The following is a 20,905-nucleotide window of genomic DNA, read 5'->3' as shown; positions in this document are numbered from 1 at the left end:
GCGTCAGCCCCCATGTAACAAGAAATCGACAAAAGAGAGTAACTCCATGTCCACACAGAATATTGTTAACATTAACGAATCGAACCTGCAGCAGACCCTTGAACAGTCGATGACCACGCCGGTCCTGTTCTATTTTTGGTCTGAGCGCAGCCAGCACTGCCTGCAATTGACGCCGGTACTGGAGAGCCTTGCCGCCCAGTACAACGGTCAGTTTATTCTCGCCAAGCTCGACTGCGACGCCGAGCAGATGATCGCTTCTCAGTTTGGCCTGCGCGCCATCCCTACGGTTTATCTGTTTCAGAACGGTCAGCCAGTGGACGGATTCCAGGGCCCGCAGCCGGAAGAGGTTATCCGCGCACTGCTGGAAAAAGTGTTGCCGAGCGAAGAAGAGCTGAAAGCGCGTCAGGCTATCGAATTCATCGAAGCCGGTAATCACGCGGATGCACTGCCGCTGCTGAAAGAAGCCTGGCAGATCTCCAACCAAAGCAGCGAAATTGGCCTGCTGCTGGCGGAAACGCAAATCGCCCTCAATCGTTCTGACGATGCCGAAGCGGTGCTGAAAACCATTCCGTTGCAGGATCAGGACACCCGCTATCAGGGACTGGTGGCGCAGATAGAACTGCTGAAGCAGGCGGCGGATACGCCGGAAATCCAACAACTGCAGCAGCAAGTCGCCAGCAATCCGCAGGATGCGGTGCTGGCAACTCAACTAGCCATCCAGTTACATCAGGTCGGACGTAACGAGGAATCACTGGAACTGCTGTTCAGCCACCTGAAGAAAGATCTCACTGCTGCCGACGGTCAGGCACGTAAGACCTTCCAGGAGATCCTTGCCGCACTCGGAACCGGCGATGCGCTGGCCTCAAAATACCGCCGCCAACTGTACGCACTGTTGTACTAATCCGTTTGATTTTGCCCGATGGCGCTTGCGCTTATCGGGCATACAAATTCTACCAATACCGATCCCTCCGGCATCACATCACGTCTTCTTCAAATGCGTTACGACTAATTGGTGGCGCGAATTATAGAACTTCCGATAAGTCAGGTAGCAGGCAATAATGGTCGACAGGCTGGCGGTAGAAAGCAGCATAAACGTCACCATAATCTGATATTTAATCGCTTTTACTGGATCAATACCCGCGAAGATCAACCCGGACATCATCCCCGGTAAACTTACCAGCCCTACCGTTTTTGCAGAGTCGATCGTTGGGATCAGCGAGGCGCGAATACTGTCGCGAATCAGCGGCGCAGAGGCCACTTTCGGCGTCGCGCCGAGGCTAAGTTTTTCCTGAATTTGCTGCTGTTCGCTGTTAAACCGCTGTCCCAGATTGTTGTAACACAGCCCCACTGCCACCATCGCATTGCCTGCAATCATGCCGGAGATCGGGATGACCTGCATCGGCGTGAACTCGATAGAGCCAGACAAAACCAGCACCGCCAGCGTTAGCCCCGCCCCCACCGTGATAGCGATAAACGACGAGAGGAAAGCTTTATCAATATATTTACTGCGCTTTTGTGCGTTATAAGCCGCGTTAAAGCAGATAAACAGCACCATCAGTAAGGTCAGAATACTGTGGTTAACGCCAAAAATATATTTCAGCACATAGCCGACGATAATCAGCTGAACCACTGCCCGGCAAACGCTCCAGAGAATATCTTTCTCCAGCGCCAGTTTTTCTTTGTGGCTAATCAGAATCGCCACCACCACCAGCATCATCGCTAATGCCAGGGACTCATTGGTAATATTATGCTCGTTCATTGCGTGCTTCCTGCATTTCTCCGGCGTGCGGTTGAAGGGTTATGACATTATCCGCATGCGTAATTTCATCTTTGTCGTGCGTCACCCACAGCACCGCAATATTCTTATCGCGAACATAGTGGTGAATTAATTCGTTCACATTACGTTTATTAGCCTCATCCAGCGCGCTGGTGATTTCATCAAGCAGCAGAATTTTGGGCAGAAACTGCAAATTACGAATTAGCGAGACGCGCTGCTTCTCGCCACCGGACAGCTCATTGATGCTTTTTTTGAGGATCGTCTCGGGGAGATCAAAATGGGCCAGATCGCTCAGAAACGCATCCGGCTCCGGACGTTTGTTACGGATTTGCCAGGGGAAAATGAGGTTGTCGTAAACGGTGTCACCAAATAAAGCAGGCGTTTGCGCACAATAGGAGACCTGCTGGCGATACGTTTCCGGCTTGAGGGTATTGATCTCCTTGCCTTCAAAGAGAATTTCACCGGCAGTCGGACTCATTAATGACGCCACAATCTTGAGTAACGTACTTTTCCCACAGCCGGACTGGCCGGTAATCAGCTTAAATTCTCCGGCGCGGAGATCAAAACTGATGTTATTGAGAACCTGCGTCTCCCCTGCCTGCCATGCGACATTTTTTAACTGAAGCAAAATACTGCTTTCTTCCATTACCCATTCCTTTTTTACATCTTTCGTGCAGACAGTCTATCCCTGTAATTTATTATAAGGGAGCCCACCTTGATAAATCGGGTATAATTTGATTAATGAGGCAGTAAAGGACAGCACAACAGGAGGTTTCATCAATGCTCATTTTTATTCCTATTCTTATTTTTGTCGCGCTGGTGATCGTCGGCGCTGGCGTCAAAATCGTCCCGCAGGGATATCAGTGGACGGTAGAGCGTTTTGGCCGTTACACCAAAACCCTGCAACCGGGTTTAAGCCTTGTTGTGCCGTTCATGGACCGCATTGGTCGTAAGATCAACATGATGGAACAGGTGCTTGATATCCCTTCTCAGGAAGTCATCTCCAAAGATAACGCCAACGTCGCAATTGATGCCGTGTGCTTTATTCAGGTGATCGACGCGCCGAAAGCCGCCTATGAAGTCAGCAACCTGGAACTGGCGATTATCAACCTGACCATGACCAACATTCGTACCGTTCTCGGTTCGATGGAACTCGATGAAATGCTCTCCCAACGCGACAACATCAACACGCGCCTGCTGCATATTGTTGATGAAGCCACGAATCCCTGGGGCATCAAAATCACCCGTATCGAGATCCGCGACGTGCGTCCTCCGGCAGAACTTATCGACGCGATGAACGCGCAGATGAAAGCCGAACGTACCAAGCGCGCCTACATTCTTGAGGCCGAAGGGATCCGTCAGGCAGAAATCGTCAAGGCCGAAGGTGAGAAACAGTCGAAGATCCTTAAAGCGGAAGGTGAACGCCAGTCCGCGTTTTTACAGGCTGAAGCGCGTGAACGTTCAGCAGAAGCCGAAGCTCGCGCAACGCAGATGGTGTCTGAGGCCATTGCTGCTGGGGATATTCAGGCAGTGAACTACTTCGTGGCACAGAAATACACCGAAGCGCTGCAGCATATCGGCTCGTCGAATAACAGCAAAGTGGTGATGATGCCGCTGGATGCCAGCAGCCTGATGGGCTCTATTGCCGGGATCGCCGAACTGGTTAAGGACAGCGCCAGCGAGCGGAAAAAATCATGATAGCGATGATTCTGGTGCACCCGCACATCTTCTGGCTCAGCCTCGGCGGTTTGCTACTCGCCGCCGAGATGCTGGGCGGCAACGGCTATCTGCTGTGGAGCGGCGTGGCAGCGGTGATTACCGGTCTGGTCGTCTGGCTCGTTCCGCTAGACTGGGCGTGGCAGGGGGCAATGTTCGCCGTCCTCACCCTGCTGGCGGCGTGGCTGTGGTGGAAATGGCTGGCAAGGCGCGTTCAGGAGCAGAAACCCGCCGACAGCCATCTTAACCAGCGCGGACAGCAGCTGGTTGGCCGACGATTTATTCTGGAAACCGCCCTGGTCAATGGTCGCGGACACATGCGCGTCGGCGATAGCTCATGGCCCGTTAGCGCCAGCGACGATTTGAGCGCCGGAACGCAGGTTGAAGTCATTGCCGTTGAAGGGATAACCCTGATTATTAAAGCGGTATCACATTAAAAAGACAGGAAATAAGACTATGGTCAGGAAGACACCCCTTGCCTTTGCCCTTTGCACATTACTGACCGCCGCCCCGCAGGCATTCGCCTCTTTCGATATGGAAGACTGCAAATGGAGCGACGACAGCTGCCTGCTGAAAGGCACGCCAACCTTTAACCCTGAAAACGACAGCCGCGACAACCTGCTGCGGCTGCTGAGCCAGGAAAAATCATTTGCTCTGCCGGTGCAATCAATGCCAGCGGATATCACCCGCTCCCGGGATTTCTATTTTGCCTATCACCCGCAATGGGATGAGGCAACCTCACTGCCAGCCGCTGCTCCGGCATCCGCCGCAGACAACCCACTCTCCCGACAGATGGCCGAACTGAACATTAGCGCAGACGAAATAAACGTCAACGACGCTGAGCTTGAGAACCGTCATGTTTCGAATAACACCGAGGGCGTCAGCGCATTTTTTGCCGCACTGCTGGCCGACTCGACGTTAACAGCGGAACAGCGCCAGGCCTTAGCCCAGGCGCGTACGGGGCTGCTATCCGGGGCAACCCGCGAGCAAATTGAGTCTTCACTTGCCACCCTCCCGGCTGATTCACCGGCTCAGTCCTATAAAAATTATCTGGCCGCAGTTGCCAGTTTCTATGCCGGTGATTATGCCAGCGCCGAACGGGATTTCACTCAGCTTGCCAAAAGTGAGCGCCCGTGGCTGGCAGAGACCGCGCAATACATGCTGATGCGTGCGGCGTTGAACAAGAGCAGCCAGAACAGCGTAGGCGAGTACGGCAATTTTGATATTGCAAAAATTAACCGCGAGGACGCGACTCAGGCTCAGACGCAGGCACAAGCCTACCTGCAACGCTTCCCGCAAGGCCTGTATGCCGACTCCGCGCGCGGTATGCTGCGTCGCATATACTGGTATTTACAGGCGTGGCCGCAGCTGGCCGGGTTGTATGAGCAGACGCTCCAGCAGTCGGCTGACGCTCGGCAACTGCGTGAAATTGTCATCGAATACGATAATGTCTACGGTATGGCGTTCTACGAACAGTCCGTGGTGGAAGCATTCCCCGATGCGCCGCTTGTCAGCTATATCGAACTACTGCGCGCGCTGCGTCTGGATAACAACAGTAAACCCACGCTGACCCAGGCGCAGCTCGATGCCAGCAAACCGGTGTTTGAGCAGAGCCAAAAACTACCGCTATGGCGCGATCTGCAACTGAATCTGTGGCTGGCGACGGAGAACTACGCGGCGATTATTCAGGCAGTTACGCCAGCGCAGAAACTTGCCGTTCACGATACCCTCGCCTTCAGCGAACAAGTGCTGTACGGCGAAGCGCTGATGGGCCAGAAGAACTGGAGCGCGGCGCGTGATTTCTGGCTGCAGTTGCTAAAACTCAGCCAGGACAACGAACAGCAGCAGTATGTACAGGCTAAGCTCGCCGCAACGCTGGTTTATAGCGGCGACGTGGCGGCGGTATTTGCCCCAGAAAGCGCAGTAACCAACCTGCGTTTTCGCTCGCAGATACTGAAAACACAGGCCTCGCCTGAACTGCTGCGCCAGCAGGCCATCCATGGACCTAACAATGAAGAGCGTACCATCGCCCTGCATACGCTGCTGGTACGCGATCTTACCGAAAACCGCTTTGGCGACTGGTTGAATGACAGAAAACTGGCCAGCGCCATTACTCCGCCGGTTATTGGCAACGCGTTTGATGACGTTAATCTGAGTATTTTCGACTGGAACGGCGACGCTGCCGAGCGCGGTTACACCTGTCGCAGCCTCAATGAAACGGTAACGGTATTGAGCAAAAAAGCGGATGATGCCCACGCGCTGAACTGCTTAGGCGAATTCTTCCGCACCACGCAAACCCACGTCGATTTGTGGAAAAACAGTGCTGGCAACGACGTTCTTGAATCAGCAATATCGCGCAAGGAGCCGTTCGGTCAGTTCGACAGGCAACGCTACTATCAGCAGGTGATCACTTCGCCGAAAGCAGAGGTTGAAGACAAGAGCTTCGCGCTGTATCGCGCCATCATGTGCTATGCGCCGTCAGGCTCTAACGAGTGCGGCGGTGAGGAAGTGGATAAACTGCAGCGTAAAGGCTGGTTCACCCAACTGAAAACGCAGTATCCGGGAAGTCCGTGGGCGCAAAAACTCAAATACTACTGATAACCGCGCTGCTGACAGGCCAGCCGCAGGCGGCGGATATCGTCGCCGCCCGTGAGCATCCGGCCTTCTGGCTGTGGTCCGGCGTGAAGGCCAGTGATGAGCTGAAAGACGCACAAACGGTCTATCTGCATCAGGGTGAGGTGCTGGTTCGTTCGGGTAACGTGGTTTTCCAGCGTCTCGGGCTGCCGGTCAGCCGCCTGTCTTTTCCCTCTATCTGGCTGACCGTGCGCTTCACCACGCTCGACGTACCGGAGGCGATCCCGGCTCGCATCATAAGATTGATGCAACGCTGGCAGGCCGCCGGGAATCATGTAGTCGGCCTGCAGGTTGATTTTGACGCGGCGACCCATCAGCTTGCCGATTACGCCCGCTTTCTGCAGCAATTACGCCAACAGTTACCGGCCGAGTTTGCACTTGGCGTGACTGGACTGCTGGATTGGGCAAAAACGGGCGACGTCGCCACGCTGAATGCGCTGGCGGTCGATGAACTGGTGGTCCAGAGCTATCAGGGCCGTCATACGGTAACAAATTATCAGGCGTATCTGCCCGCACTCAGTCGTCTGCGCATTCCGTTTAAGCTGGGGCTGGTGCAAAACGGTAGCCGGGACCCGCAGGCTGAAGCGCAGCTTGAGAAATCCCCGTGGTACCGCGGGACGGTGGTATTTATGCTTAATCCCCCTCGCCGTTAAGCCTTCGCTTTATGGTGGCAGCAGCCGGAGAGGTTATCAATGATCGGGCATTCGGCGCTGTCATCGCCAGGGCAACTCTCCGCTAGTGCCAGCAAATGCAAGCGCATGGCCTGCAGCTCGCTGATATGCCGCTCAATGTCCGCGACCTTTTCTAAGGTACGCTTTTTCACATCTGCGCTATGACGCGCCGGATCGTTAAACAGATTCACCAGTTCGCCGCACTCTTCGAGATTAAAACCCACCTGGCGTGCCTGGCGCAGCAGCGTAAGTTCATTCAGATGCTGTTGGTTGTATGTGCGATAGCCATTTTCGCTACGCAGCGGCGGCGTCACTAAGCCTTTTTCTTCATAAAAGCGTATCGCTTTGCTGGTCAAACCGGTTCTTTTCGCAACATCGCTAATATTCACATTTCCCCCGCGGATCTTGTTGGTACTGAGCCCCATTATAGCCCAGATTGTCCTAATGATTTACCCGAGAACCCTGCACATTTCCCACCATTACCGCGATGCACAAATCCTTTTAATTCACATTGTTATATCCGATTCAGATCACATTTATGCATTTAATGACTGCACGAAATTGACTCAAATCAAAAGATATATTGGTTCTACATCTTTCATCTTGAACAAAGGGAAACAATTTTATATATAAACGCGAATGATAATGATGATAATTTACATTCAATAAAGGTTCTCTTATGTTGCCACGGAATAACCAAAGGCCATTTATTCTTTCAGCCCTGACATTATGCATGTCCGGCGCCGCTTTTGCAGCTACCTCTCCAACACACGCTTCTACGTCTGACGAAGACACGGTTATCGTCACGGCTAACCGCACAGAAAGTAGCCTTTGGGATAGCCCAGCAACCATCCAGGTTATCGATCGCCAGACGCTGCAAAACTCCACCAGCGTTTCTATTGCTGATGATTTACAAGATATTCCCGGCGTCGAAGTCACCGATAACGCCCTCGCAGGGCGGAAACAAATTCGTATCCGTGGCGAAGCGTCTTCGCGGGTGCTGATTTTGATCGACGGCCAGGTCGTCAGTTACCAACGTGCCGGACAAAACTACGGAGCCGGTTTGCTGATTGACGAATCCGCGCTGGAACGGATTGAAGTGGTCAAAGGCCCCTATTCTGTCCTCTACGGTTCGCAGGCGATTGGCGGTGTCGTAAACTTTATTACCAAAAAAGGCGGTGATAAGCCTCTCGGCGGCAGCGTTAAGGCTGTTTATAACTCCGCAACGGCAGGATGGGAAGAGTCGGCAGCGGCCTGGGGGAGCATCGGAAACTTTGACTACCGCATCAATGGCAGCTATTCCGACCAGGGGGACCGCGATACGCCTGACGGAAGATTGCCCAACACCAACTTCCGTAATAACGGCCAGGGCGTATGGCTGGGTTACAACTTCGATCGCCACAAAATTGGGCTCTCCCTCGATCGCTACAAACTGTCTACTCAAACCTGGTTTGACGATCCAGAGGGCCAGTTCGACGACTTTAGCGTCAAAATACCTAAGCTGGAACGCGAGAAAATCGGTCTTTTCTACGACTACGCGGCCGATGGGGATTACCTGAAGAACATCCATGTTGACGCATACAGCCAGACAATAGAGCGCAAATTTGAAAACCGGGTCAAAACGACCCAGGTTATCCCCAGCCCGATGATTAAAGCGCTGACGGTCAGCAATCAGACCAATACCAACGACAAACAGTATACCCAAGGGGTAACGCTACAGAGCAACTTCTCCCTGCCTGCTAACAACGAGCTGGTGATTGGCACTCAATATCAGCATGACAAAATAAAACAGGACACGGACGGCAGTACGCGCCAGACCGCAGCTACCGGCTTCTTCGATACGCAAACACGTACCCTGTCATACAACGAAGCGGAGCAAAGCAACACCTCATTGTTCGCGCAAAACGACTGGCGCTTTGCCGATGACTGGACGTGGACCGTAGGCGCACGCCAGTACTGGCTGTCTTCGAAGCTCAAGCGCAACGATACGCAAACCCTGCAAAGCAGCGGCAGCACCTGGCAATCCACCGGAGGAAATTCCGTTCACGATGATGAACTGGTGACCTCAACCAGCCTACGCTATTCCGGTTTTAAAGATCTTGAACTTCGGGCTGCATATGCCCAAGGCTATGTCTTCCCCACGTTGACTCAGCTGTTTATGCAGACGTCCGCAGGCGGCAGCGTAACCTACGGCAACCCAAACCTGAAGGCGGAACACTCGAATAACTATGAGCTGGGTGCACGGTATAAAGGGAATATGTGGCTGATTGACGGCGCCATTTATTACTCCGAAGCCAAAGACTATATCGCCAGCCTGGCCTGTTCAGGTCAACCCGTATGCAGCGGTAATACCACCTCTTCACGGGGCGGCTATTACTACTACGACAACATCGATCGGGCCAAAACCTGGGGCATGGAACTCACCGCAGAATACAACGGCTGGGCAGTTTCACCTTACCTGAGCGGTAATCTCATTCGCCGTCAGTACGAAGGCAATACCCTTAAAACTTGGGATACCGGCGAACCCACTCTGACCGGGCGCGTCGGCCTGAAACATACCTGGTTGATGAACGCCGCTAACCTGACGTCCGATGTCTTTATCCGCGCGGCGTCCAGCGCCAAAGATAATACCGGCACCAAGGAAATCAACTACCCAGGCTGGGCCACGCTTAACCTTGCATTCAACACCGAGTTCGGTCCGCAGGATCAGTATCGGGTCAACCTCGCGCTCAACAACCTGACCGACAAGCGTTACAGAACCGCGCATGAATCTATTCCAGACGCTGGTTTCAATGCCGCCGTTGGCTTTGCGTGGAATTTCTGACGATGAAAAAACTCTTGATTGGCTTACTGAGCCTCGCCTGCGTTTTCAGTGCCCAGTCCGCCGACCGCCTGGTGGTGGCGGGCGGCTCTCTTAGCGAACTGATATACGCCATGGGCATCGGCAACCGGGTGGTCGGCGTTGATGAAACCACCTCGTATCCACCCGAAACTGCCGCACTCCCGCATATCGGCTACTGGAAGCAGTTAAGCAGCGAGGGCATTTTATCGCTGCATCCGGACAGCTTTATCACCTGGCAGGATGCTGGCCCTCAAATCGTGTTGGATCAGTTGCGGGCGCAAAAAGTTAACGTCGTGACGTTGCCGCGCGTACCGGCCACCGTCGAACAGATGTACGCCAACATTCGGGAACTGGCTCAAACCCTGCGCATTCCCGAACAAGGTGAGACGTTGATCGATCGCATACGTCAACGTCTGGATCGCGTTCAGCACAACGTGGCAGCGAAAAACGCGCCGGTCAAAGCCATGTTCACTCTCTCCGCTGGCGGCAGCGCGCCACAGGTCGCCGGAAAAGGCAGCGTTGCCGATGCCATTATGACCCTCGCAGGCGCACAAAATGTCGCCACCCATGCGCAGTATAAAAGCTACAGCGCGGAATCGCTGATCGCCGCCAACCCAGAGGTGATCGTGGTGACGTCGCAAATGGTGGATGGCGGTCTGGCTCGTCTGAGCGCGATTGCCGGGATTACCCACACTGCGGCCTGGAAAAACCAGCGCATTGTGGCGATTGACCAGGCGCTGATTCTGGGTATGGGGCCGCGCGTCGCCGATGCGGTTGAAGCCCTGCACCAGCAATTCTGGCCTCACTAACTGGATTTATAAAGAACAATGAAAACTGAACACTCGCTGGATCTCACCGCGCATTTTGCGCTCGAGGGAAGTCAGCCATTTAAGGATCGCCGCGCCACGATGCCCTGGCGTGGGGCGATCCCGGTTGCCAAAGAGCTATTGTCACAAACCTGGCAGGAGGTCATCAGCCAGCCAACCCCACCGCGGAAACGGTTGGTGTACTTGCATATCCCTTTCTGTGCAACACATTGTACTTTCTGCGGTTTTTATCAAAACCGCTTTGAAGAGGATCACTGCGCCCGCTACACCAACGCGCTATTACGCGAAATAGAGATGGAAGCCGATAGCGCATTGCATCAGTCGGCCCCAATTCACGCCGTCTATTTTGGCGGCGGTACACCGTCTGCGCTATCGGCACGGGATCTGGCCAGAATCATCACCGCACTACGTGACAAGCTACCGCTGGCGCCGGACTGCGAAATCACCATTGAGGGGCGGGTACTCAATTTTGACGATGCGCGAATAGATGCCTGCCTTGACGCTGGTGCCAATCGATTTTCGATCGGCATTCAGTCATTTAACAGCCGGATCCGCAAGAAAATGGCGCGCACTTCGGACGGCCCGACCGCGATAGCCTTTATGCAGGGGTTGGTAAAACGGGATCGAGCCGCCGTGGTCTGCGATCTGCTGTTTGGTCTGCCAGGACAGGACGCAAAGGTGTGGAGCGAGGATCTGGCGATTGCCCGCGACATCGGCCTCGACGGCGTAGATCTTTATGCGCTGAACCTGCTCCCTAATACACCGCTTGGCAAAGCGGTTGAAACCGGGCGCACAACGGTTCCCTCTCCTGCCGAACGTCGCGACCTCTATCTTCAGGGCTGCGATTTTATGGACAGCGCGGGCTGGCGCTGCATCAGCAACAGCCACTGGGCGCGCACCACACGGGAACGCAATCTGTACAACCTGCTGATTAAACAGGGCGCAGACTGTCTGGCATTCGGCTCTGGCGCAGGAGGGTCAGTCAATGGCTATTCCTGGATGGTCGAGCGCAATCTGACCACATGGCATGAATCCATCGCCGCCGGAAAAAAACCGCTCATGATGATGATGCGCACCGCCGAGCGTGGTTTCCAGTGGCGACACACCCTCCAGGCCGGCATTGAAACGGCCCGCGTCCCGCTGGATGAACTCACGCCTCATGCACAAAAACTGACCCCGCTATTGGCCCAATGGCATCATGCAGGACTGACACGAGATGCCAGCACCTGTTTGCGCCTGACCAATGAAGGGCGTTTTTGGGCGAGCAATATTTTGCAGTCTCTTGATGAGCTGATTCAAACACTTAACGCGCCGCGTATTGCGGTAGAGCAACCATAAAAGGAGTGAAGTATGAGCCATGTCTCTTTACAGGATTTTTTGAAAACTGAGCCGGACGGTACGCTGGAAGCTATCGCAGCCCAGTACAACACCACGCTGCTGGAGGTGGTGAAAAACCTCCCCTCCCCGACGCTGGTTTCCGGCGATCAATTTGATACCGTCTGGGAAACCGTCAGCGAATGGGGCAAAGTCACCACCCTGGTCCATACTGCTGATGTCATACTGGAATTCACGGGTGAATTACCTTCAGGATTCCACCGCCACGGTTACTTCAATCTGCGCGGAAAAAAAGGCATGACCGGTCATATCAAGGCAGAAAACTGCACGCACATCGCCCTGATTGAACGCAAATTTATGGGCATGGACACCGCGTCCATTCTCTTCTTTAACCAGGCGGGTAGCGCTATGTTCAAAATTTTCCTCGGTCGGGATGAGCATCGTCAGCTACTGGCCGACCAGGTCAGCGCCTTTCACGCGCTGTCTTCATCCTTAAAGGAACATGCCTGATGGCTCCATGGCTCATTTTTGGTGCAGGTGGTAGCGGCGTCGGCGCGAAAACACTGGCACTCGCACTGGCGGAACAACGTCCGGTGATTGCCGTCGTTCGCAACGCGCAGGTCGCTGCCGGGTTGCAGGAAAAAGGTGTGCAGGTCTTCATTGGCGACGCCTGCGACAGCCAGGTCACCGCCTGTGCCTGTCGCGCAGCGGGTCAACATGCCACGGTGATCTCCTCCATGGGCGGTGCCCAGGATTATCTGGCGCACAGAACCGTCATTGATGAAGCAGAAAAAGCGGAGATCAAACGCATGATTCTGGTGACTTCGCTTGGCTGTGGCGACAGTTGGCCCTTTTTGTCCCCACGCGCCAGGGCCGCATTTGGTCAGGCTGTACGGGAAAAATCGTTGGCTGAAAGCTGGCTACAAACCAGTCAACTGGACTACGCCATTCTCCGCCCCGGCGGTTTGCTGAACGGTGCAGCCACAGGTCAGGCGCAACGGATACAGGCCGAGGAGTGCCATGGTTTTGTGATGCGTGCAGATGTTGCAAGGCACATTCACGAACTGGCTACAGCCCCGTCACTCAATAACCAGATTTACAGTTTGGTTGAGCCAGGACTGAAACCCGCGTAAACCCCTCGCGGCGCGGGAAATTCGCGCCGCAAAGACGTTATGGAGCGTTGCGTGCTTAAGGACTCGCTTTCTTCCGTCAGCATTCTGACGGGTCTTTCTCTGTTGTTGGTCGCTCTGATGCTCTTCGGAGCCAGCCAGGGGGCGCTGAACATTAGCTTCAGCGCGCTGTTCAACGACGAATACCGTGACATCTGGTTGAACATCCGTTTGCCCCGTGTGTTGCTGGCCGTTCTGGTAGGCGCAGCGCTGGCAACGGCAGGGGTTATCATGCAGGGGCTTTTTCGCAATCCGATGGCCGATCCTGGCCTGCTTGGTGTCAGTAGCGGCTCCGCGCTGATGGTCGGTATCGCGATAGTTATCCCCTTTTCGTTTCCCGTGGTGCTGGTGCTGTATGAGCAGATGATTTTTGCCGTCGCAGGCAGCATGGTGGTCTGCACGATTATTTTCCTGATAAGCCAGCGTCATAGCCACGGCGGAATGATGCAACTGCTGTTAGCCGGTATCGCTATCAATGCTTTGTGCGGTTCGGCTATTGGCGTACTGAGCTATGTGGGCGATGAGCAACAGCTACGTCAACTTACGCTGTGGATGATGGGCAATCTCGGCCAGGCCCAGTGGCCAACGCTGCTGGTTGCCAGTACCTTTGTTCTTCCAGCCATTGCTGTCACCGTCTGTATGGCGGGCACGCTTAATTTGCTGCAATTGGGTGATGAAGAGGCGCATTACCTCGGCGTGAACGTCAAACGTAAGCGCCAGCAGTTACTGTTGCTCAGCTCGCTACTGGTTGGTGCTGCCGTTTCGGTCAGCGGCGTAATTGGCTTTATTGGCCTGGTGATTCCACATCTGATCAGAATGACTACCGGCGCCGATCATCGCTGGTTGATTCCCTGCTCTACGCTGGCGGGCGCCTGTCTACTCCTGATTGCCGATACGCTGGCCCGCACTCTGGTGCAGCCTGCCGAAATGCCCGTTGGTCTGTTAACCAGCCTGATCGGAGGACCGTATTTTCTGTGGTTAATACTGCGTAGCCGGAGGGTGTCATGATCGTTGCTGAAAATCTGGTTTACCACATTCAGGGCAGACGATTGACCGACGATGTTTCCCTGACGCTACCTGAAGGAGAGATCATCGCGATCCTTGGCCCGAATGGCGCCGGGAAATCGACGCTGCTACGCCAGCTCACGGGTTATCTGCAACCTCACAGTGGGCGCTGTAGCTTATTCGGCAAGCCGCTGAACGAGTGGTCAATCACCGAGCTGGCAAAAACCCGTGCGGTGATGCGCCAGAATAGTCATATGGCCTTCCCGTTTAGCGTTCAGGAAGTCATTCGCATGGGCAGGCATCCGTATCGCACGCGCAATACCGGCGATGAAACGGAGCACATCATGACGTTGTGTGATTGCCAGGCGCTGGCGGCGCGTGATTATCGGCATCTGTCGGGAGGAGAACAACAGCGGGTACAGCTGGCACGTCTGCTGGTTCAGCTTTGGGAGCCCGAGCCTCGGCCCAAATGGTTATTTCTTGATGAACCTACCTCCGCCCTGGATATTCACCACCAGCAGCACCTTTTTCGTCTGCTGCGTCGCCTGGTGCGTGAACGGCAGTTTAGCGTCTGCTGCGTCCTGCACGATCTCAACCTCGCAGCGCGTTATGCCGACCGCGTGGTATTGATGGAACGCGGCAGGATTGTTGATAACGGGTATCCGCAGGATGTCCTGAAGCAACGGGCGCTGAACGCGCTGTATGGTGCCGATCTCACGGTCATAAATGAACCGGAGCATCGAACGCCGCTTATCGTTCTCAATCAATAACAGACCGGGAACGCTCTGAGGTGACGTTCCCGTTTTTTCCCCCTTCGCCCCTTTTTTCATCTTTTCTAAAAACACCCTTGACCTTCCCCTTGCTGGAAGGTTTAACCTTTATCACAGTCAGTTAAACCTGCAATGAAGGAGTTGGTTATGTCTCAAACAATCGATCTAACCCTGGACGGTTTGTCCTGTGGTCACTGCGTAAAACGCGTTAAAGAAAGTCTGGAACAACGTCCGGATGTTGAGCAAGCGGATGTCTCCGTGACAGAGGCGCATGTTACCGGGAGCGCCAGCGCAGAAGCGCTGATTGAAACCATCAAACAAGCCGGTTACGGCGCGGAGTTAAGCCACCCAAAGGCTAAACCGCTGACGGAGTCATCAATCCCGTCGGAAGCACTGGCAGCGGTCCCTTCCGAGCTTCCGGCAGCTACGGCTGATGATGACAGCCAACAGTTGCTGTTAAACGGCATGAGCTGCGCCAGTTGTGTGACCCGTGTACAAAATGCATTGCAAAGCGTACCGGGTGTCACCCAGGCACGGGTAAACCTGGCGGAACGCACTGCGCTGGTAATGGGCAGTGCCTCCGCCGCAGATTTAGTGCAGGCGGTAGAAAAAGCAGGTTACGGCGCAGAAGCCATTGAAGATGATGCTAAGCGCCGCGAGCGTCAGCAAGAAACCGCCGTGGCAACCATGAAACGTTTTCGCTGGCAGGCGGCCGTCGCGCTGCTGCTGGGTATCCCTGTCATGGTATGGGGAATGATTGGCGACAACATGATGGTGAGCGATGACAACCGCAGCCTGTGGCTGACGATTGGTCTGGCAACGCTTGCGGTGATGGTTTTCGCGGGCGGTCACTTTTACCGCAATGCGTGGAAAAGCCTGATGAACGGCACCGCGACTATGGATACGTTGGTCGCGCTGGGTACAGGGGTGGCATGGCTCTATTCCATGAGCGTCAACCTCTGGCCGCAATGGTTCCCGATGGAAGCGCGACACCTCTATTATGAAGCCAGCGCCATGATTATTGGTCTGATTAACCTCGGACACATGCTAGAAGCGCGGGCTCGCCAGCGCTCGTCCAAAGCGCTGGAAAAACTGCTTGATTTGACGCCACCGACCGCACGCGTCGTTACTGACGAAGGTGAAAAGAACGTGCCGCTGGCAGACGTTCAGGCGGGAATGTTGTTGCGCCTGACCACCGGCGACCGCGTGCCAGTCGATGGAGAAATTACGCAGGGCGAAGCCTGGCTAGATGAAGCGATGCTGACCGGTGAGCCGATTCCGCAGCAAAAAGGTGAAGGCGATAGCGTCCACGCCGGTACGGTCGTACAGGACGGCAGCGTGCTGTTCCGCGCCAGCGCCGTTGGCAGCCACACCACGCTGTCACGCATTATTCGTATGGTGCGTCAAGCGCAAAGCAGCAAACCGGAAATTGGCAAACTGGCCGACCGTATCTCCTCGGTGTTCGTTCCGGTCGTGGTCGCCATTGCGCTGGTCAGTGCGGCTATCTGGTATTTCTTTGGACCAGCACCGCAGATTGTCTATACGCTGGTCATTGCCACCACCGTTCTGATTATCGCCTGCCCTTGTGCGCTGGGTCTGGCAACGCCTATGTCGATTATTTCCGGCGTGGGGCGTGCCGCTGAGTTTGGGGTACTGGTACGCGATGCCGATGCGCTGCAGCGCGCCAGCACGCTCGATACTCTCGTCTTTGATAAGACCGGGACGCTGACTGAAGGCAAACCGCAGGTTGTCGCCATCAAAACGTTTGGCAACACCGATGAAGCGCGGGCAATTCGTCTGGCTGCCGCCCTTGAACAGGGTTCCAGCCACCCGCTGGCCAGGGCGATTCTGGACAAAGCAGGCGATGTCTCGCTGCCGCAGGTCAACGGTTTCCGTACGCTGCGCGGGTTAGGCGTCAGCGGAGAGACCGAAGGTCATACGTTGCTGCTGGGAAATCAGGCTCTGCTCAATGAACAGCAGGTTGATACCACTGAAATGGAAGCTGAAATCACCGCTCAGGCTTCCCAGGGTTCAACTCCGGTCCTGTTGGCGATTGATGGTAAAGCGGCGGCGCTGTTAGCTGTTCGTGATCCACTGCGTAGCGACAGCGTGGCAGCGCTCCAGCGCCTGCACCGCGCCGGGTATCGTCTGGTGATGCTGACCGGCGACAACCCAACGACCGCCAACGCCATCGCCAAAGAGGCGGGTATTGACGAGGTGATTGCGGGCGTTCTGCCGGACGGTAAGGCCGAGGCGATCAAGCGTCTGCAGAGCCAGGGGCGTCAGGTCGCCATGGTCGGTGACGGTATCAACGATGCACCTGCGCTGGCTCAGGCCGATGTAGGGATCGCCATGTGTGGCGGCAGCGATGTGGCGATTGAAACAGCCGCGATTACGCTGATGCGTCATAGCCTGATGGGCGTTGCGGATGCGCTGTCTATCTCCCGGGCAACGCTACGCAATATGAAGCAGAACCTGCTCGGCGCGTTTATCTACAACAGCATCGGCATCCCGGTTGCCGCTGGGATTCTGTGGCCGTTCACCGGCACGCTGCTCAACCCGGTAGTCGCCGGGGCGGCGATGGCGCTTTCTTCCATCACCGTGGTAAGCAACGCGAACCGACTGCTGCGCTTCAAACCTAAAGAGTAACCCTTTACCGGATGGCGCTATCAACTGCGCCATCCGGCAATTCACACATTGCGACTTTTCCGGCCACGCGCTAGCATGGTTCTCCACTTAGGGAGGTCGTATGGATTTGTTATACCGGGTAAAAGCATTATGGTCTGCACTGCGCGGCAACCACTATACCTGGCCTGCCATCGACATCTCTTTGCCCGGCAACCGCCATTTTCATCTGATTGGCAGCATTCACATGGGCAGCCGCGATATGGCGCCTCTGCCTGCCAAATTACTCAAAAAGCTCAAGCATGCCGATGCGCTGATTGTCGAAGCGGATGTTTCCGGTGACGACGCGCCGTTTGCCAACCTTCCGATCTTTGCCGCACTCGAAGAGCGCATCAGCCCGGAGCAGTTAGAAAACCTGCGTAAAGTCACCAACGAACTGGGCATTTCCCCATCCCTGTTATCTACTCAGCCGTTGTGGCAAATTGCCATGGTATTACAGGCAACGCAGGCACAGCAGCTAGGGCTGCGAGCGGAATACGGGATTGATTATCAACTGTTGAATGCGGCTAAACAGGCGCATAAACCGATAATCGAACTGGAAGGCGCATCCAGTCAAATCGAGCTGTTATGTCAGTTGCCTGATAACGGACTGGCCCTGTTGGACGATACTCTGACGCATTGGCATACCAATGCCAGACTGCTCCAGCAGATGATGGGCTGGTGGCTTGAAACGCCACCGCACAATAGCGAACTGACGCTTCCCAATACCTTTAGCCAGTCGTTGTATGACGTATTGATGCATCAACGCAACACAGCCTGGCGCGATCGGCTCAGAGCGATGCCTGCTGGTCACTACGTCGTGGCCGTTGGCGCGCTGCATTTATACGGAGAAGGAAATTTGCCGGAGATGTTACGGTAAAAAAAATGGCCAATATCTCTATTGGCCCGTCAAAGAGGAATTTCATCATTATTATAATCCCGGCGCTTAAAGCGTCGGTGTAGTTCGATTGTCGCTCAAAGTCATCATCCTGCCAATACTATTGCGCAAGATGGTACTATTTTTTAGACAGACATCAGGCGTATGCTTGAGTCGTATTTTGTCTGGGCCAGGAAAATTGCTATGACACCCGCCGTTAAATTACTCGAAAAAAACAAAATTTCTTTCCAGATCCACACCTACGATCACGATCCGTCCGAGACGAACTTTGGTGATGAAGTGGTGCGAAAGTTAGGTCTGAACGCGGACCAGGTTTACAAAACGCTGCTGGTTGCCGTGAATGGCGACATGAAGCATCTGGCGGTCGCCGTCACACCGGTAGCAGGTCAACTGGATCTCAAAAAGGTTGCCAAAGCATTGGGTGCCAAAAAGGTCGATATGGCCGATCCCATGGTCGCGCAACGCACTACCGGCTATCTGGTAGGCGGTATTAGCCCGCTGGGGCAGAAAAAAAGATTGCCGACGCTTATCGACGCGCCTGCTCAAACGTTTGACACCATTTATGTTTCCGGCGGCAAACGCGGGCTGGATATCGAACTGGCAGCGAGCGATCTGGCGAAAATTCTGGATGCAAAATTCGCCGATATCGCCCGCCGGGATTAAGCGGTTATAGAATGAATGCCTGATGGCGCGCAGCTTTAAGGCCTACAAATCGCACTGATCTGTAGGCCGGATAAGGTGCCAGCACCGCCATCCGGCACTCCTCCCTGTTACTGCCAGCTCACCTCACCCTTCGGCTCATACGCACTGGCATCCAGCGGTGAGTTCTTCTGTACGTACTCTTTCAGCACTTCCGCATCAATAAACCCGGTATTCACATAGCCTGGTTTGTTATCAATGCGCGGATAGCCATCACCGCCGGTGGCGTTGAAGCTCAGCGTTGCCATACGATAGGTTTTGGCTGGGTCAACAGGTTCGCCTTTGATTTTCAAATCGTTAAGTTTGCCGTCTTTCGCTACAAAGCTGACGTTGGCAAACTGCGGGTAGGCTCCGGAGTCCGGCTTCATTTGCGCCACCGCGGTCAGATAATCAATCACTTCTTTCCCGCTCATATCGGCGTACACCACGATGTTGCCAAACGGCTGTACCTTCAGCACGCTCTTATAGGTGATATCGCCGCCTTCGATGGAGTCACGGATACCGCCGCCGCTCATCACGCCAAAATCAGCGCTGGTTCGCGCCATTTGCGCAGCCAGCAGCAAGTGGCCCATATTGGTTTGCACGAAACGGACTTTGCTACGGTCGCCTTCGAGGCGCGCATTGACGCTACCGATTTTCACGTCGAGCTGCGCTTTACCTTTATTCTGGAACGGCGTCAGCAGCGAAAGCATTTGCTGATTTTCAACAATCTCCGGGGTGTAGAGTACGCGCTCACTTTTACCGTTGTCCCAGGTCACTTTTTTCTTCAGATTAACGGGTATGAGCTGGTAGTTAACCATTTTCATTTCGCCGTTACGGAACTCAAAGTCCGCCCGGCCCACGTATTTCCCCCACTCGTGTGCCTGTACAATCCAGATCCCATTTTGCTTATCTGGCGCACACGGCGTACCCGGTACGTAATCAACCTGCTTCTTATTTTCCGCAGCCATACACACCGGATCCTGCGAGTGGCCACCGACAATCATCGCCAGCGAACCTGCTGGAAGGCTGCGCGCCATTTCGACATCGCCAGGGGCGTTTGAGCCGTGGTTGCCGTTGTCATAATGTCCCATATGGGTGGTCGCGATAATGATGTCTGGCTTTTCACCCATATTCAGTTCCTGAATAACCAGTTTGGCTTCATCAGCAGGTTTACGGAATTCGATATCGGTAAAGAACTCGGGGTTGCCAATTTTCGCCGTATCGTCAGTGGTTAAACCAAGTACGGCAATTTTTAAATCCTGGCGCTTAAAGATGGCCCACGGTTTAAATAAACGCTCGCCGGAGCTTTTCTGATAAATGTTGGCCGAGAGAAACGGAAATTTGGACCATTTTTCCTGCTGGCGCAATACGCTAAGCGGATTATCAAACTCGTGGTTTCCGACCGCCATCGCGTCATAGCCAATCAGGTTCATCCCGCGAAAATCAGGTTCCGCATCCTGCAGATCGGACTCCGGTACGCCGGTATTAATATCACCACCAGAAAGCAGCAGTACGCTGCCCCCTTCCTCAGCCACCTCTTTACGAATACCGTCCACCAGCGTTTTTTGCGCCGCCAGTCCGTATTCCCCATATTCGCTACGCCAGAAGTGACCGTGATGATCGTTGGTATGCAGAATGGTAATTTTGTAGGTTTTATCTTTTTCGTACGCTTGCGCTGGCTGACCTGCCAGCGTAAATGCGGCTAATAACGCCAGCGCCACGCCCCGTTTTAAAAACTTCATATTTCTCTCCCTGAGCCAAAATCAACGACTGAAATTACAATGATATGAAATAATAGTCGAAAATGTTTTCATAAATGAGACTTCCTTCAAACACCTTCCGCAGGTATGTTAGTCAGGTAATAATAACAAATTAGATTACCCTCATAATCGCAACCCAAACAGAAGTGACTTTCT

19 protein-coding genes are annotated in these 20,905 nt (G+C 54.3%); 15 read left to right on the top strand and 4 right to left on the bottom strand.

The genetic code is table 11. The annotated features are described in order from the left end of the window. Positions 1–46: 46 nt before the first annotated feature. Complete coding sequence (locus tag C2U41_RS03295; protein WP_003021844.1) at positions 47–901, top strand: co-chaperone YbbN; 855 nt, start codon at positions 47–49, stop codon at positions 899–901. 78 nt (positions 902–979) lie between these two features. Here C2U41_RS03295 and fetB read toward each other — a convergent pair whose 3' ends face one another. Together fetB and fetA are read right to left on the bottom strand one after the other, a co-directional pair. Then, a complete protein-coding gene (gene fetB / locus C2U41_RS03290; RefSeq protein WP_003835795.1) occupies positions 980–1,759 on the bottom strand; it encodes an iron efflux ABC transporter permease subunit FetB in 780 nt (259 codons plus the stop codon). Continuing rightward, entirely contained in the window at positions 1,746–2,423 is a 678-nt protein-coding gene (fetA, locus tag C2U41_RS03285) for an iron efflux ABC transporter ATP-binding subunit FetA (protein ID WP_003021838.1), read from the bottom strand. The genes fetB and fetA overlap by 14 nt, the downstream gene beginning before the upstream one ends. A gap of 134 nt (positions 2,424–2,557) precedes the next feature. On the opposite strand from fetA, the gene C2U41_RS03280 reads away from it, so the two are divergent. Genes C2U41_RS03280 through C2U41_RS03265 form a run of 4 tightly spaced genes read left to right on the top strand, consistent with a single transcriptional unit; the run spans position 2,558 to position 6,780 of the window. After that, a complete protein-coding gene (locus C2U41_RS03280; protein WP_003021835.1) occupies positions 2,558–3,475 on the top strand; it encodes an SPFH domain-containing protein in 918 nt (305 codons plus the stop codon). Next, the gene (locus C2U41_RS03275) at positions 3,472–3,930 is read left to right on the top strand and encodes an NfeD family protein (protein WP_003021832.1); all 459 of its coding nucleotides are present in this window, start codon (positions 3,472–3,474) and stop codon (positions 3,928–3,930) included. The genes C2U41_RS03280 and C2U41_RS03275 overlap by 4 nt, the downstream gene beginning before the upstream one ends. A 19-nt stretch (positions 3,931–3,949) precedes the next feature. Next, positions 3,950–6,091 (top strand): hypothetical protein, encoded by a 2,142-nt coding sequence (locus C2U41_RS03270; protein ID WP_103848465.1) that lies wholly within the window; start codon positions 3,950–3,952, stop codon positions 6,089–6,091. Beyond that, a complete protein-coding gene (locus tag C2U41_RS03265) occupies positions 6,064–6,780 on the top strand; it encodes a DUF3142 domain-containing protein (protein ID WP_103848464.1) in 717 nt (238 codons plus the stop codon). The genes C2U41_RS03270 and C2U41_RS03265 overlap by 28 nt, the downstream gene beginning before the upstream one ends. On the opposite strand, the gene cueR is transcribed toward C2U41_RS03265, so the two are convergent. Continuing rightward, a complete protein-coding gene (cueR, locus tag C2U41_RS03260; protein WP_003021822.1) occupies positions 6,777–7,187 on the bottom strand; it encodes a Cu(I)-responsive transcriptional regulator in 411 nt (136 codons plus the stop codon). The two genes, C2U41_RS03265 and cueR, sit on opposite strands and share 4 nt — an antisense overlap. Positions 7,188–7,477: 290 nt before the next feature. On the opposite strand from cueR, the gene C2U41_RS03255 reads away from it, so the two are divergent. The 10 genes from C2U41_RS03255 (at position 7,478) to ybaK (ending at position 18,971) form a co-directional block, all read left to right on the top strand. Continuing rightward, positions 7,478–9,622 (top strand): TonB-dependent receptor plug domain-containing protein, encoded by a 2,145-nt coding sequence (locus tag C2U41_RS03255; protein ID WP_103848463.1) that lies wholly within the window; start codon positions 7,478–7,480, stop codon positions 9,620–9,622. A gap of 2 nt (positions 9,623–9,624) precedes the next feature. Continuing rightward, positions 9,625–10,449 carry a heme/hemin ABC transporter substrate-binding protein gene (locus C2U41_RS03250; protein WP_103848462.1) on the top strand — a complete coding sequence of 275 codons (825 nt, stop codon included), beginning with the start codon at positions 9,625–9,627 and terminating at the stop codon, positions 10,447–10,449. A gap of 18 nt (positions 10,450–10,467) precedes the next feature. Then, positions 10,468–11,805 carry a heme anaerobic degradation radical SAM methyltransferase ChuW/HutW gene (hutW, locus tag C2U41_RS03245; protein ID WP_103848461.1) on the top strand — a complete coding sequence of 446 codons (1,338 nt, stop codon included), beginning with the start codon at positions 10,468–10,470 and terminating at the stop codon, positions 11,803–11,805. A 12-nt stretch (positions 11,806–11,817) separates the two neighbouring features. Continuing rightward, on the top strand, positions 11,818–12,312 hold the full coding sequence (gene hutX, locus C2U41_RS03240) for a heme utilization cystosolic carrier protein HutX (protein ID WP_003021812.1): 495 nt from the start codon (positions 11,818–11,820) through the stop codon (positions 12,310–12,312). Continuing rightward, on the top strand, positions 12,312–12,935 hold the full coding sequence (chuY, locus tag C2U41_RS03235; protein WP_003021809.1) for an anaerobilin reductase: 624 nt from the start codon (positions 12,312–12,314) through the stop codon (positions 12,933–12,935). Before hutX ends, chuY begins: the two co-directional genes overlap by 1 nt. A gap of 51 nt (positions 12,936–12,986) precedes the next feature. After that, on the top strand, positions 12,987–13,979 hold the full coding sequence (locus C2U41_RS03230) for a FecCD family ABC transporter permease (protein ID WP_003021806.1): 993 nt from the start codon (positions 12,987–12,989) through the stop codon (positions 13,977–13,979). Continuing rightward, on the top strand, positions 13,976–14,746 hold the full coding sequence (locus C2U41_RS03225) for a heme ABC transporter ATP-binding protein (RefSeq protein WP_003835815.1): 771 nt from the start codon (positions 13,976–13,978) through the stop codon (positions 14,744–14,746). Before C2U41_RS03230 ends, C2U41_RS03225 begins: the two co-directional genes overlap by 4 nt. 147 nt (positions 14,747–14,893) lie before the next feature. After that, the gene (copA, locus tag C2U41_RS03220) at positions 14,894–17,395 is read left to right on the top strand and encodes a copper-exporting P-type ATPase CopA (RefSeq protein ID WP_103848460.1); all 2,502 of its coding nucleotides are present in this window, start codon (positions 14,894–14,896) and stop codon (positions 17,393–17,395) included. A 100-nt stretch (positions 17,396–17,495) separates the two neighbouring features. Further along, positions 17,496–18,290 carry a TraB/GumN family protein gene (locus C2U41_RS03215; protein ID WP_103848459.1) on the top strand — a complete coding sequence of 265 codons (795 nt, stop codon included), beginning with the start codon at positions 17,496–17,498 and terminating at the stop codon, positions 18,288–18,290. Positions 18,291–18,491: 201 nt separating this feature from the next. After that, positions 18,492–18,971, top strand: coding sequence for a Cys-tRNA(Pro)/Cys-tRNA(Cys) deacylase YbaK (gene ybaK, locus C2U41_RS03210; RefSeq protein ID WP_003021794.1), 480 nt, complete (start codon positions 18,492–18,494; stop codon positions 18,969–18,971). A gap of 107 nt (positions 18,972–19,078) precedes the next feature. Here ybaK and ushA read toward each other — a convergent pair whose 3' ends face one another. Beyond that, positions 19,079–20,731 (bottom strand): bifunctional UDP-sugar hydrolase/5'-nucleotidase UshA, encoded by a 1,653-nt coding sequence (gene ushA, locus C2U41_RS03205; RefSeq protein ID WP_016149719.1) that lies wholly within the window; start codon positions 20,729–20,731, stop codon positions 19,079–19,081. Positions 20,732–20,905: the final 174 nt, after the last annotated feature.

The organism is Citrobacter freundii complex sp. CFNIH4, assembly GCF_002934505.1.
Classification (GTDB): Bacteria; Pseudomonadota; Gammaproteobacteria; order Enterobacterales; family Enterobacteriaceae; genus Citrobacter; species Citrobacter freundii.
Note: the sequence above shows the minus strand (reverse complement) of the source record. Positions and strands in the feature narration are given on the sequence as shown.